Raw genomic sequence first — 12,304 nt, 5'->3', positions numbered from 1 at the left:
ACCTGGCCGCGCCGCCACGCCTCGTGGCGCACCGTGCGCCGCAGCGGCGGTCGCGGACGCAGGGTCGCGAACATCGCGTCGAGGCGTCGCTTCTCCGACGGCGTCATCGCCGCCACGTCCCGGTGGCGCAGGATCTCGGCCTCGCTCGCTGCAGCGCGCAGCATCTCCACGTCGCCGGTCGCACCGTCGTCGTCGGGGTCGGCGTCGTCCAGGTCCAGCTCGGAGTACGACGGCGGGGACGGCGCCGCGGGCTGCTCGCGGGGCAGGCCCTCCCGGAAGTTGAACCAGGCGTCGAACACCTGGGCGTAGCGCAGCAGGTCGTCGGGCGACGAGCAGAGCGTGGCCTGCCCGGCGACGAAGACGGCCCGCTGGTCACCCAGCCCCACCTCGGCAGCAGCGGCCAGGAACCCGGCGCTGCGGTCGTGGGTGACGCCGACTCCGGCGGCCCGCAGAGCGCGGGTGAAGCCGAGCAGCAGCTCGTCGGGCGCGTGGGTCTCGATGCTCGTCTCGTGCACCTCAACCACCGTCCCTCACGGTCGCAGCATGACGTCGAGCGCCTGGCGCACGCGATCGGCGTCCTCGCGATACTTCACCAGCGCCCCCAGGGTGCGCGCCGACGACTCCAGGTCGAGCTCGGTCGTGCCCAGGTGCTCCAGGGCGCGGGCCCAGTCGAGGGTCTCGGCCACCCCGGGCGGCTTCTCCAGGTCACCGCGGTGCCGCAGCTGCTGCACCACGCCCACGACCTGGGCGGCCAACGACTCGGAGACCTCCGGAGCCCGCGAGCGCACGATGGCGACCTCTCGGTCGAGGCCGGGGTGGTCGATCCAGTGGTAGAGACAACGCCGCTTGAGGGCGTCGTGCAGCTCACGGGTGCGGTTGGAGGTGAGGACGACGATCGGAGGCGTGGCGGCCCGCACCGTGCCGAGCTCGGGGATGCTCACCTGGTAGGTCGAGAGCACCTCCAGCAGGAAGGCCTCGAACTCGTCGTCGGCGCGGTCGATCTCGTCGACGAGCAGCACGGCCGGGCTCTGCTGGAGCGCGGTGAGCACGGGGCGTGCGAGCAGGAAGCGCTCGTCGTACAGGTCCTTCTCGGCCTCCTCGACGCCGGCCGCACCGCCGTCGGCGCCACCAACAGCCTCGAGGGCGCGCAGGTGGAGCACCTGGCGCGGGAAGTCCCAGTCGTAGAGCGCCTGCGTGGCGTCGATGCCCTCGTAGCACTGCAGTCGCACGAGCGGGATGTCGAGCATCTGGGCGAGGGCCTCGGCGAGCGCGGTCTTGCCCGTGCCGGGCTCGCCCTCGAGCAGCAGCGGGCGCTGCATCCGCAGGGCGAGGAAGGCCACCGTAGCCAGGTCGTCGTCGCAGAGGTAGCCGGTGCCGGCCAGCCGGGCGGCGACGTCCGCAGGGTCGACGACGTCGAGCGTCGCGCTGTGACCCGAGGCAGGCTCGACCGGGGAGGTGTCCACGCTCACAGGCTAGCCAGACGCCCGTTGGTGTCAGGTTGGCCGTGCTTGGATCGCCCTGTGGCCGGCACTCCCTCTGAGAAGACCTGCGTCGCCTGCGGGCGGCGGATCGAGTGGCGCAAGAAGTGGGAGCGTGACTGGGACGACGTGCGCTACTGCTCGAAGTCGTGTCGTGCGCGTGGGGTGAGCCCCGTCGACCGCGCCCTCGAGTCCGCCATCACCGACCTGCTGTCGGCTCGGGCCCGCGACGCGACGATCTGCCCCTCGGAGGCGGCTCGCAAGGTCGGCGGCGAGCAGGACACCGACTGGCGCGAGCTGATGGAGCCGGCCCGTCGGGCGGCACGCAGGCTCGTCGACGCCGGCGAGGTCGAGATCACCCAGGCAGGCCACGTGGTCGACCCGTCGACCGCGAAGGGCCCGATCAGGATCCGACGGGCACGGCCGTAGCCGTCCCGAGGTAGCCGAAGGTCCACGGCGTGTGCGGGCCGGGCAGGTACTCCGCCCGCACCGAGTCGATCTCCAGGCCGGAGGCGGCGACCAGGCCGCTCACGTCGCGGGTCAGGTGACAGCCGCCGGCCACACGGCGCTGCACCGGGTCGAGCCGGTGCTGCCAGCGGGCCATGCGGTCGGTGGGCGCCACTCCGTGCTCGAGGAACGCGAAGGTGCCTCCGGGGCGCAGCACCCGACGCACCTCGCGCAGCGCGAGGGCCGGGTCCGGGATCGTGCAGAGCGTGAACGTGCAGAGCACGTGGTCGTACGACGTGTCGTCGGCGTCGAGTCGCTGGCCGTCAAGCCCCACCCGGTGCACCGGCAGGTCGTGGCGGGAGCGGCGACGCTCCGACATCGCCCACCCCCGGTCGGAGGGCTCCACGGCATCGACGCGGGTCACGGTGTCGGGCAGGTGACGCAAGTTGAGACCGCTGCCGAACCCCAGCTCGAGCACGGTGCCGCTCAGGCCGGCGCACGCCTCGGCGCGCAGCTCACCGATCTCCTTGCCCTTGAGCGCGCGGTCGACCAGCCCGGGCACGACACGTTCTTCCCACCAACCCATGGTCCTCATCATGCCCAACGGCGCCGGCTCAGGCCTCTCCGGCTTCGACGTCGGCCCCGGGCGGTGTGTCCTGGTCGGCCCCGGTCGCGAGGTCACCGCACTCGACGAGCGCGCAGTCGTGGCGACGCAGGTAGCCTTTGGCGCCCTCGTCACCGGTCACGTCGTCAGCGATCGCCGACCAGTGGTCGCGCCCGAGGACGACCGGGTGCCCCGGCAGCCCGTCGTACGACGCCCGGGCGAGCGCGCGCGGGCCCGTCGCGGTCGCCACCACGCGGCGGACGACCTCGGCCGTGACGTCGGGGAGGTCCACCAGCGTGACCACCGCGAGGTCCGCATCAGTCGTGGCCAGCGCGCGCAGGCCGCACCGCAGCGACGCCGCCATCCCGTCGGCCCAGTCCTGGGCGACGACGGCGGGCACGCCCGACGGCACCAACGCCCTGGCCTCGTCGGCCTGGGCGCCGAGCACGACGACCACCTCGTCGCACCCCGAGTCACGCAGCACCTCGATCGAACGCACCAGCCACGAGGTGCCGTCCGGGTCGTGCACCAGGGCCTTGGGTCGGCCCATGCGCGAGCCGGCTCCGGCGGCGAGCAGCAGTCCGACGACGCTCATCCGGTGGTCACCCGGTGAAGGCGCGCTTGTAGATCCCGGCCAGCGACGCGCTGTAGGGGCCACTGAAGCCGCACAGCGTGACCCGGCCGTCGGTGGCGGAGACGAGGTAGCGCCCGCCCTCGGTGAACTCCACCCCGGCGAGGAGTCGGGTCAGGTCGCCCTCCGGCTCCGACACCGTCACGAGGTCGGTGGCCTCGCCGGCGTAGAAGGTCGTCGGCGCCAGGGTCACGACGCCCCCGCTGATCGACTCGACGACGGCGTCGACGACGAGCGTCTGCGCAGCCACGACCTGGGGGGCCGACTCGGGGGTCAGGCAGCGCGCAGCCGACGCGTCGCCGGACAGGGTCAGCTCGGTGACGCTCGCCGCCTCTCCGGGATCGATGGCACCGTCGGCGTCGCCGGTGACTCTCGAGTCGACGACCTCGGAACCCGCCGAGCCTGGACCGTCCTCACCGCTGCCGCCGATCAGCACGAAGGCGACACCTCCCACGATGACGGCTGCGGCGGCCGCTGCGACGATCCAGGTGAGGCGGCTGCGCTGGCGCAGGTGGTCGGCGCGGTTCTCGGTGGTCACGCCCTCGTGGACATCAGTGTGCTCGGGCATCTCGGGCATGAGGTCCTCCATCAGTCGGGCCACCCCGGCGGGGTCGGCCGGGGGCAGGGCGGCAGCCGGGTCAGCGGTGGCGAGCAGGGCCCGTAGGTCCTCGTCGTGCGCCTCGCTCATGGCTTCTTCCCTTCCCTCGACATCTCATGTCCGCCAACGGCACGAATCTTTCGCACATTCTCGCGCAGCGTGCCGCGGGCCCGGCCCGAAATGGCCACTGGCCCACCGCGACCGAGGTCGCGATGGGCCAGTGAGGTGAATCAGTGGTGCTGGAGCGGGCGGATCAGAAGTCCATGCCGCCCATGCCGCCCATGTCGCCGCCGCCGGGCATCGGCGCCGCCTTCTCGGGCTTGTCGGCCACGACGGCCTCGGTGGTGAGGAAGAGCGCGGCGATGGAGGCCGCGTTCTGCAGCGCCGAGCGCGTCACCTTGGCCGGGTCGATGATGCCGGTGGCGATCATGTCGACGTACTCGCCGGTCGCGGCGTTGAGGCCCTGACCGACGGGCAGGTTGCGCACCTTCTCGGCGATGACGCCGCCCTCGAGACCGGCGTTGACCGCGATCTGCTTGAGCGGGGCCTCGATCGCGACGCGCACGATGTTGGCACCAGTGGCCTCGTCGCCCGTCAGGTCGAGCTTGTCGAACGCGGTGGCACCGGCCTGGGCCAGTGCGACGCCGCCTCCGGCGACGATGCCCTCCTCGACGGCAGCCTTCGCGTTGCGAACGGCGTCCTCGATGCGGTGCTTGCGCTCCTTGAGCTCGACCTCGGTGGCCGCGCCGACCTTGATGACCGCAACGCCGCCGGCCAGCTTGGCCAGGCGCTCCTGCAGCTTCTCGCGGTCGTAGTCGGAGTCGGACTTCTCGATCTCGGCACGGATCTGGTTGACCCGGCCCTCGATCTGGCCCTGGTCGCCGGCACCCTCGACGATGGTGGTCTCGTCCTTGGTGATGACGACCTTGCGGGCCTGGCCGAGCAGCTCGATGCCGGCCGACTCGAGCTTGAGGCCGACCTCCTCGGAGATGACCTGGCCGCCGGTCAGGATCGCGATGTCCTGGAGCATGGCCTTGCGGCGGTCGCCGAAGCCGGGGGCCTTGACGGCCACGGACTTGAACGTGCCACGGATCTTGTTGACGACCAGCGTGGACAGGGCCTCGCCGTCGACGTCCTCGGCGATGATGACCAGCGGCTTGCCGGACTGCATGACCTTCTCGAGCAGGGGCAGCAGGTCCTTGACGTTGCTGACCTTGGAGTTGGCGATGAGGACGTAGGGGTCCTCCAGCACGGTCTCCATGCGCTCGGGGTCGGTCACGAAGTAGGCCGAGATGTAGCCCTTGTCGAAGCGCATCCCCTCGGTCAGCTCGAGGTCGAGGCCGAACGTGTTCGACTCCTCGACGGTGATGACGCCTTCCTTGCCGACCTTGTCCATCGCCTCGGCGATGATGTCGCCGACGGTGGAGTCAGCAGCCGAGATCGAGGCGGTAGCAGCGATCTGCTCCTTGGTCTCGATGTCGATCGCCATGTTGGACAGGTGGTCCGACACGGCGGCGACAGCGGCCTCGATGCCGCGCTTGAGGCTCATCGGGTTGGCACCCGCGGCGACGTTGCGCAGGCCCTCGCGGACCATCGCCTGGGCCAGCACGGTGGCCGTGGTGGTGCCGTCGCCAGCGACGTCGTCCGTCTTCTTGGCGACCTCCTTGACGAGCTCGGCACCGATCTTCTCGTAGGGGTCCTCGAGCTCGATCTCCTTGGCGATGCTCACACCATCGTTGGTGATGGTGGGCGCACCCCACTTCTTCTCGAGCACGACGTTGCGGCCCTTGGGGCCCAGGGTGACCTTGACGGCGTCGGCGAGCGTGTTCATGCCACGCTCCAGGCCGCGCCGGGCCTCCTCGTTGAAAGCAATCAGCTTCGCCATAATCTGCGATTCCTCTTGTGGGAGTCGGTGGGTCCGAAGATCGGTGGGCTGCCCGCGACGGACGATCCCGCTCTCCGACGAACCATTCTCGTCGGGCTTGAGGACCTCAGCTGGCACCGCTCCGGATTGTCACTCTCATGATGAGAGTGCTAACACCATGTTTAGCACTCTCCTGTTGAGAGTGACAACCCGACCCGGGTATCGGCTAGCCGCGACCGAGCCGCTTGAGCTTGCCCGGCACGCCGACGACGACGCGGCCGGCCTTCCAGGTCGCACTGTTGCGCACCTCGGCCAGCTCGGCCTCGGCCTTGCGTGCGCGCTTCTGCAGCTTCTCGATGCGCTCCTCGGCCGCGACGGCGCGGTCCTCGGCCTGCTTGGCGCGCCGCTCGGCGGCCCGGACGTCCTTGGACACCGCGGCGTGCAGCTGGCGCGTCGACTTCATCGACCACTTGCGCGCGCTGGCGAGGTCGCGCTCGAGACGCTTGATGCGCCGCATCGGGTCCTCCGCATGGCTCGCGGGTTCGCCGTCGACGACGGAATGCTGGGGGTGCTCGGGTGCAGGGCCGTCGGTCACGACTTCCTCCAGTAGACCCCGGCCCAGTCGATCTCGATGAGCTCGTCGGTGATGCCACGGGCGTCGCGGAAGTCGTGGATCGCCTGGGCGCAGGCCTTGACGGCGCCGTAGTCGTCGACGATCACGTAGCCACCGACAGGCACCTTGTCGTAGAGGGGCTCGAGGGCGTCCATCGTCGAGGCGTACATGTCGCCGTCGAGACGCAGGACCGCGATCTTCTCGATGGGTGCGGTCGGCAGGGTGTCGGAGAACCAGCCCTTGAGCAGCTCGACCTGGTCGTCGAAGAGGTCGTAGCGGCGGAAGTTCTCCTCGACCTGCTCGACCGAGATGGCCAGCTCGACCTTGGTGTGGTGCTGGTCGCCCTGGTCGGCCTCGAAGCGACCGTCGGGAGCCGGCAGGCCCTCGAAGGAGTCGGCGACCCAGACCTTGCGGTCGGTCACGCCGTGGGCCGCCATGATGGCGCGGGCGTAGATGCACGTGCCGCCGCGCCAGGCGCCGGTCTCGATGAAGTCACCCTCGATGCCGTCGGCGATCACGGTCTCGAGACAGTGGCGCACGTTGGCGAGCCGCTTGAGCCCGACCATGGTCTCGGCGTCGGCCGGCCAGTCACGGCCGACCTCGCGCACGGAGCCGTCGAACTCCCCGGCCTCGACGATGCGCATGTCGCGGTCACGGGTGGCGTTGCGGACGAGGTCCCAGAGGTAGCCCTCGTAGGAGCGGGGCTTGAACTTGACCGTCACGTTGCGGCCCTCGAAGCCGTAGCGGGTCAGCATCTTCGCCATCGTGTTCAGGTAGAGGTCCACAGCGGGACTGGAGGCTTCGGTGGTGGAGGCAGTCACGGCTGGACCTTAGCCGACCTCACCCCCTGCATGGCGACGGCGCACGCCGTACGGAACGGCCTCGTGACCGCGTGCCCCCTCACCCCCTCCCCCGCGAGTCGGCGCTTGCCCGGGGCGAGTCGTGGCCGAACGGCACCTCGTCGTGGAGACCGAGGGCGATCAGCAGCGAGGGGAGCAGCGCAGCCGCCGTACGGCGGTAGCCGAGCGCGCTGGGGTGGAAGCGGTCGAGGCTGAACATCTCGTCGGGGTTGCTGATGAAGAACGGCCCCACGACCCGGGCCAGCGAGACCGCGTGCGCCCCGGCCCCCACCGCCGCCTGCGCCTGCGCGGTCGCGAGCTGGCGTGAGGCCCGCGAGCCGAGCGTGCGCAGCGGCTGCGGCACAGGACGCAGCGCGCCGAGATCGGGGCAGGTGCCGACGACCACCTCGGCACCACGGGTGCGCAGAGCATGGACGGCGCGCTGGAGGTGCGCCACGGACTCGGCGACCGGCACCCGGTGCGTGACGTCGTTGCCGCCCACCACGATCACGGCGAGGTCGGGGGCGTAGTCGGCCTCCAGGGTCTCGAGCTGAGCAGCGAGCTCGGAGCTCTCCGAGCCGACGACTGCCACGGTGCGCAGCCGCACCGGCCGACCGGTCTTCTTGGCCAACCCCTTCGACAGCCGGCCTCCGAGGGTGTCCTTGCGCCGCTCCGCCCCGAGGCCGGCAGCGATCGAGTCACCGAGCAGCAGCAGGTCGAGCGGGTCACCGCCGTGCGACGACGTCCAGACCCGGTCGGCGTACGGCGCGTGCTCGCCGAGGGGCTTGCCGATCAGGTGCCTCGCCGCGGCCGCCTGCCGGTGCAGCATCTCCCGGGCGCCGTACGACGCCCCGAGGGTGCCGGCCGCGAGCGCGGCTGCGGCGACGGCGAGGAGAGGTTGTCGAGGCATGCCACTTGTTCAACCACGCCGCCGTGAACGGGACCCGGCGCAGGCGTGAGGAACAGGCGTCGGTCGGGCGTCAGGTCGTGGCTTCCCACTCGGAGCGGAGGATCCCCATGCGCACGATGTCCTCGTAGGCGCCGCGGACCCAGGCGTGCTCCCGCTGTCGACCCTCGATCACGAAGCCCGCCTTCTCGTAGGCGCGGATCGCCGCGGCGTTGGAGGAGATCGCCTGGAGGTGCACCCGCCGCAGGTTGTGCCGCACGAACCCGAACTCGACGAGCTGCCTGATCGCGGCCGTGCCGACGCCGCGGCCCCGCGCGCTCCTGGCCAGGTTGATGCCGGCCTCGGCGTGACGTGAGAGCAGGTCGAAGTCGAACAACGTCGCACTCCCGGCAGCGACGCCGTCGACGTCGATCACGAGGAACAGCGCCGACGTGGGGCCCTCGGCACCGTCGGCGCCCGTCGCCCTCGCGTCGAAACGTGCCCGCGGCACCGGTCGCGGCGCCTCCGGGTTGCGCTCCTCCCAGGTGTCGAGATCGGCGGCGATCTCGTGCAGCAGGTCCAGGTCGTCGTCGGTGCGCGGACGCAGCGACACCACAGGCTTCTCGGGCACGCGAGCACCCTACGACGGCGCCGTCGACCGCACCTGCGGTCGACCGGCTGCGCCGTCGTCGGCTGGGCTCAGGCGCCGAGGCCGGTGCCGACGAAGGCGGCGTAGGACGGGTCGATCGTCGCGGCGGGTGCCACGGCGTCGGCGACGGCATCCAGGGTCTTGAGGCCGTGACCGGTGTTGATCACGACGGTGTCGAGCGTCGGGTCGAGCTGGCCCGACTCGACGAGCTTCTTCAGCACGCCGACGGTGGTGCCGCCGGCGGTCTCGGTGAAGATCCCCTCGGTGCGCGCGAGCAGCACGATGCCCTCACGGACCTCGTCGTCGGTGATGTCCTCGACGGCCCCACCGGTCTCGCGGCAGATGTCGAGCACGTAGATGCCGTCAGCCGGGTTGCCGATGGCCAGGCTCTTGGCGATCGTGTCGGGCTTGACCGGACGGATCGCATCGACGCCGGCCTTGTAGGCCACCGAGACCGGCGAGCAGCCGGTCGCCTGGGCGCCGTAGATCTTGAACGACTTGTCCTCGACCAGACCGAGCGCGATGAGCTCCTTGAACGCCTTGTGCACCTTGGTCAGCTGCGAGCCGGAGGCCACCGGGATGACGATCTGGTCGGGCAGGCGCCAGCCGAGCTGCTCGGCGATCTCGTAGCCGAGCGTCTTGGAGCCCTCGGCGTAGTAGGGACGGACGTTGACGTTGACGAAGGCCCACCCGTCCTCCTCGCCGGCGATCTCCTGGGCGAGCTTGTTGACGTCGTCGTAGTTGCCGTTCACGGCGACGAGCGAGTCGGTGAAGATGGCGGAGTTGACCTGCTTGGGCTTCTCGAGGTTGCTCGGGATGAAGACCACGGTGCGGATGCCGGCGCGGGCACCGGCCGCAGCGACGGCGTTGGCGAGGTTGCCGGTCGAGGGGCAGGCGAAGACCTTGCTCTTGAACTCGGTGGCGGCGCTGAGCGCACAGGCCACGACGCGGTCCTTGAAGGAGTTCGTCGGGTTGGTCGAGTCGTCCTTGACCCACAGGTTGTCGATGCCGAGCTCGCGGCCGAGGTTGTCGGCCTTGAGGAGCCGGGTGAAGCCGGGCTCGGTGTTGGGGCTCTGCTCGATGTCGGTCGGCACCGGCAGCAGCGCCTTGTAGCGCCAGATGTTGCGCGGGCCGGCCTCGATCTCCTCGCGGGTGATCTTCGGGTAGGCGTAGGCCACCTCGAGGGGGCCGAAACACTCCGGACAGGCATAGAAAGGGCCGAGCTCGACGACGTTGCCGCACTCGCGGCACGAGAGGCCGGTCGCGTTGCCGAAGGCACCTTCGCGGGGGCCGGCGTTCTCGACGACCTCGCCGGCGGTGGCCGCGGTGGCCGCGGTGCCCGCGGCGGTCGTGGGGGTGTTGGTGGTCAGGGTGCTCATGAGTCCTCCTCCTCATCTTCCCTGGGGCGAATCTCGCATCCAGGCGGAATTAGCACCGTTTCCACTTATCCGTCCCGGGTCTTGTCCGGGGGCGGAGGCAAAAGTGGCGGTTGCCGGGACTTCACTGGGCCGTTCCCTCAGTCCCTCTTGATGAGCTGTTCGAAACTGTACGTCGAGTCGTCTCACGATGCGTCATCGCGTCCCGACATGTGGACGTGATGCGGGTCGCGTCGGGCCCGGGTCCGAACCGGACCGGACCAGACCCCGAGGTCAGGCTCGCAGCTGGCGGGCGTCGTCGCTGAGCTGGGCGAGCAGGGCCAGCACGCCCTCGGGCCCGCGGACGACCACGTCGGCGAGGTCGACCAGGGCGTTCTCCTCCTCCGAGGAGGAGCAGATCAGCAACGTCGGCATTCCGTCGCCCGCGAGGTCGCGCACCGCCTCGAACGCCTCGAGGTCGCCCAGGTCGTCGCCGGCGAATGCGAAGCCGCCCGCCCCGAGCTCCTCGACGAGCGTGCGCACGGCACGGCCCTTGTGCACCCCGGGTGAACGGACCTCGATGACGCTCCGGCCGGGCTCCACCACCAGGTCGTGGCGCTGGGCCAGCTCGCGCAGCTCGGGCAGCAGCCGCTCGAAGGTGGCGTCCGCGTCGTCGAGGCGACGTGTGTGGACGGCGACCGCGAGGCCCTTGTCCTCGACGAACGCGTCGGCGGCATCGAGACGGCGCAGGGTCCGGGTCAGCTCACGCTCGAAGGAGGCCAGCCCGGCCGGCGGTCGAGGACCGACCACGCGCCGTGCGCTCGAGCTCCACCGCTCGTTGCCGTACTGGCCGAAGACGTAGAGGTCCTTGCCGGTCGCGGCGACGTCGTCCCCGACCTGCTCGAGCCCGCCGAGGTCCAGGGCCTGCCGGGCCGGGCGACCGGTGATGACCGCGATCGCCTTCACCTGGGTGGCCAGGTCGGTCAGGACGGCGTCGGCATCGGGGTGGATGTGCGCCTTCTCGGGGTCGTCGACGATCGGCGCCAGGGTGCCGTCGAAGTCCAGACCGACCACGGTCTCGGGGGCCGCTCTGACGAGCGCCGCGTAGCGCTGCTCGCCCTGCACCGACGTGAATTCCACGCCTCCACCCAACCACGCCTGGCCCGGCCGGGGGGCGATGCGTGAGGAAACCGACGCGTGAGCGCCGGCGTCGACTAGAGCTCGGAGGTGAGGATGACCGTGAGCCGGTCGAGCTTCATCGCCCCGTCGGCACCGGCGGTGCGCTGGATGCCGAGGTCGAGGGCGAGCTGCTTGGCCGCGCGCTTGAGCCGGTCGGGGTAGTAGACGGTGTTGGTGGGGATGTTGCCGTACCAGTTGTCGGTGCCCACGACCTGCCAGCCCACGGCAGTGGCCTGGCCACCCACCACACCGGCGAGGCCGGTGATGCCGGAGTTGTTGTAGACCTCGACGAAGACCTTCGAGCGCTTGATCGCCGGCTTCGGCTTCTTGGTGGCCTCGGGGGTGGTCGGCTCGGTCGTCGGCGATGCCGACGCCGAGGTGTCCTGCCGGACCGGGGTGGCGATCTCCCGCTCGTCAGGGGTGGCACCTCGGGTCGCGACGAAGGCGACCGCCGCCATCACGACGGCGAGGATGCTCAGGATGACGACGGGCGAGGGGAAGACGACACCATTGCCGCGACCCAGCTCGGGACGACCGGCCACGGGGATCAGACCTCGAAGCCGAGACGGCGGGCCGAGCGCTGGCGCTGGCGCTGCGAGCGCAGACGGCGCAGACGGCGCACCAGGAGCGGGTCGGCCTCGAGGGCCTCGGGCCGGTCGATGAGGGCGTTGAGCACCTGGTAGTAACGAGTGGAGCTCATGTCGAACTTCTCGCGGACCGCGCTCTCCTTGGCCCCGGCGTACTTCCACCACTGGCGCTCGAACTCGAGGATCTCGCGATCGCGGTCGCTCAGGGACTCGGCAGCCTTCGCGGCGTCGAGGTGGTCGGTGCGCTGGGCTTCCATCGCAGGTCTCCTGAGAGATCGGGGTGCGGCACGAGTCCGGTGTGCTGCTGGGATCACTGTAGACGCCTAATCACAGGGTTGTCATTCGGCTCGCGGTTGCGTGACAGGTGTGACTGGTGGGGTCCGGGATGGGTGCAGGACGGGTTCGGGACGGGTTGCCAGTGGTGCAAGGTGACTCCATGACGCGACCCATCCGCTGGGGGATCCTGGCCACCGGCAAGATCGCCCACTCCTTCGCCGAGGACCTCGCTCTGGTCGACGACGCCCACCTGGTCGCCGTCGGCTCACGCACGACGCAGTCGGCAAGAGCCTTCACC

Annotated in this window: 14 protein-coding genes, 1 pseudogene and 1 riboswitch; of the genes and pseudogenes, 1 reads left to right on the top strand and 14 read right to left on the bottom strand. The window is 70.6% G+C overall.

Annotation, left to right across the window (positions count from 1 at the left end; translation table 11 throughout):
- Together VOI19_RS04665 and VOI19_RS04660 are read right to left on the bottom strand one after the other, a co-directional pair.
- Positions 1–515 (bottom strand): annotated as a pseudogene (locus tag VOI19_RS04665) (hypothetical protein); the annotation flags it as partial.
- A gap of 15 nt (positions 516–530) precedes the next feature.
- Positions 531–1,463 carry an AAA family ATPase gene (locus VOI19_RS04660; protein ID WP_416366321.1) on the bottom strand — a complete coding sequence of 311 codons (933 nt, stop codon included), beginning with the start codon at positions 1,461–1,463 and terminating at the stop codon, positions 531–533.
- A 57-nt stretch (positions 1,464–1,520) separates the two neighbouring features.
- Here VOI19_RS04660 and VOI19_RS04655 point away from each other — a divergent pair, with 57 nt between their 5' ends.
- Positions 1,521–1,907, top strand: a complete 387-nt coding sequence (locus VOI19_RS04655) for a DUF2256 and DUF3253 domain-containing protein (RefSeq protein WP_323791789.1) — start codon at positions 1,521–1,523, stop codon at positions 1,905–1,907.
- On the opposite strand, the gene VOI19_RS04650 is transcribed toward VOI19_RS04655, so the two are convergent.
- The 12 genes from VOI19_RS04650 to VOI19_RS04595 form a co-directional block, all read right to left on the bottom strand.
- Positions 1,882–2,511, bottom strand: a complete 630-nt coding sequence (locus VOI19_RS04650) for a class I SAM-dependent methyltransferase (RefSeq protein ID WP_323791788.1) — start codon at positions 2,509–2,511, stop codon at positions 1,882–1,884. The two genes, VOI19_RS04655 and VOI19_RS04650, sit on opposite strands and share 26 nt — an antisense overlap.
- Before the next feature lie 28 nt (positions 2,512–2,539).
- Entirely contained in the window at positions 2,540–3,124 is a 585-nt protein-coding gene (locus VOI19_RS04645) for a nucleotidyltransferase family protein (RefSeq protein ID WP_323791787.1), read from the bottom strand.
- Positions 3,125–3,131: 7 nt separating this feature from the next.
- Positions 3,132–3,848 carry a hypothetical protein gene (locus VOI19_RS04640; RefSeq protein WP_323791786.1) on the bottom strand — a complete coding sequence of 239 codons (717 nt, stop codon included), beginning with the start codon at positions 3,846–3,848 and terminating at the stop codon, positions 3,132–3,134.
- Between the two features lie 163 nt (positions 3,849–4,011).
- Positions 4,012–5,643 (bottom strand): chaperonin GroEL, encoded by a 1,632-nt coding sequence (gene groL, locus VOI19_RS04635; protein ID WP_323791785.1) that lies wholly within the window; start codon positions 5,641–5,643, stop codon positions 4,012–4,014.
- A 205-nt stretch (positions 5,644–5,848) separates the two neighbouring features.
- Positions 5,849–6,217, bottom strand: coding sequence for a hypothetical protein (locus tag VOI19_RS04630; RefSeq protein ID WP_323791784.1), 369 nt, complete (start codon positions 6,215–6,217; stop codon positions 5,849–5,851).
- On the bottom strand, positions 6,214–7,056 hold the full coding sequence (locus tag VOI19_RS04625; protein ID WP_323791783.1) for a TylF/MycF family methyltransferase: 843 nt from the start codon (positions 7,054–7,056) through the stop codon (positions 6,214–6,216). Before VOI19_RS04625 ends, VOI19_RS04630 begins: the two co-directional genes overlap by 4 nt.
- Positions 7,057–7,135: 79 nt before the next feature.
- Complete coding sequence (locus VOI19_RS04620) at positions 7,136–7,984, bottom strand: SGNH/GDSL hydrolase family protein (protein ID WP_323791782.1); 849 nt, start codon at positions 7,982–7,984, stop codon at positions 7,136–7,138.
- Positions 7,985–8,054: 70 nt separating this feature from the next.
- Positions 8,055–8,591: a GNAT family protein gene (locus tag VOI19_RS04615; protein ID WP_323791781.1), complete on the bottom strand. Its 537-nt coding sequence runs from the start codon at positions 8,589–8,591 to the stop codon at positions 8,055–8,057.
- 68 nt (positions 8,592–8,659) lie between these two features.
- Complete coding sequence (gene thrC, locus VOI19_RS04610) at positions 8,660–9,988, bottom strand: threonine synthase (RefSeq protein WP_323791780.1); 1,329 nt, start codon at positions 9,986–9,988, stop codon at positions 8,660–8,662.
- A 9-nt stretch (positions 9,989–9,997) separates the two neighbouring features.
- Positions 9,998–10,145: riboswitch (SAM riboswitch) on the bottom strand.
- A gap of 113 nt (positions 10,146–10,258) precedes the next feature.
- Positions 10,259–11,104, bottom strand: coding sequence for a trehalose-phosphatase (otsB, locus tag VOI19_RS04605; RefSeq protein WP_323791779.1), 846 nt, complete (start codon positions 11,102–11,104; stop codon positions 10,259–10,261).
- Positions 11,105–11,178: 74 nt separating this feature from the next.
- On the bottom strand, positions 11,179–11,685 hold the full coding sequence (locus tag VOI19_RS04600) for a LytR C-terminal domain-containing protein (protein WP_323791778.1): 507 nt from the start codon (positions 11,683–11,685) through the stop codon (positions 11,179–11,181).
- Between the two features lie 5 nt (positions 11,686–11,690).
- Positions 11,691–11,987: a DUF3263 domain-containing protein gene (locus tag VOI19_RS04595; RefSeq protein ID WP_323791777.1), complete on the bottom strand. Its 297-nt coding sequence runs from the start codon at positions 11,985–11,987 to the stop codon at positions 11,691–11,693.
- Positions 11,988–12,304 lie beyond the last annotated feature (317 nt).

Source organism: Nocardioides sp., assembly GCF_034670285.1.
GTDB lineage: Bacteria > Actinomycetota > Actinomycetes > Propionibacteriales > Nocardioidaceae > Nocardioides.
The sequence above is the reverse complement of the archived record's forward strand: the minus strand, read 5'-3'. Positions and strand labels throughout refer to the sequence as shown.

Coding starts and splice junctions, on each gene's coding strand:
- thrC (WP_323791780.1), bottom strand. CDS start 9,988: ATGAGCACCCTGACCACCAACACCCCCACGACCGCCGCGGGCACCGCG.
- groL (WP_323791785.1), bottom strand. CDS start 5,643: ATGGCGAAGCTGATTGCTTTCAACGAGGAGGCCCGGCGCGGCCTGGAG.
- VOI19_RS04640 (WP_323791786.1), bottom strand. CDS start 3,848: ATGAGCGAGGCGCACGACGAGGACCTACGGGCCCTGCTCGCCACCGCT.
- VOI19_RS04645 (WP_323791787.1), bottom strand. CDS start 3,124: ATGAGCGTCGTCGGACTGCTGCTCGCCGCCGGAGCCGGCTCGCGCATG.
- VOI19_RS04595 (WP_323791777.1), bottom strand. CDS start 11,987: ATGGAAGCCCAGCGCACCGACCACCTCGACGCCGCGAAGGCTGCCGAG.
- VOI19_RS04650 (WP_323791788.1), bottom strand. CDS start 2,511: ATGGGTTGGTGGGAAGAACGTGTCGTGCCCGGGCTGGTCGACCGCGCG.
- VOI19_RS04620 (WP_323791782.1), bottom strand. CDS start 7,984: ATGCCTCGACAACCTCTCCTCGCCGTCGCCGCAGCCGCGCTCGCGGCC.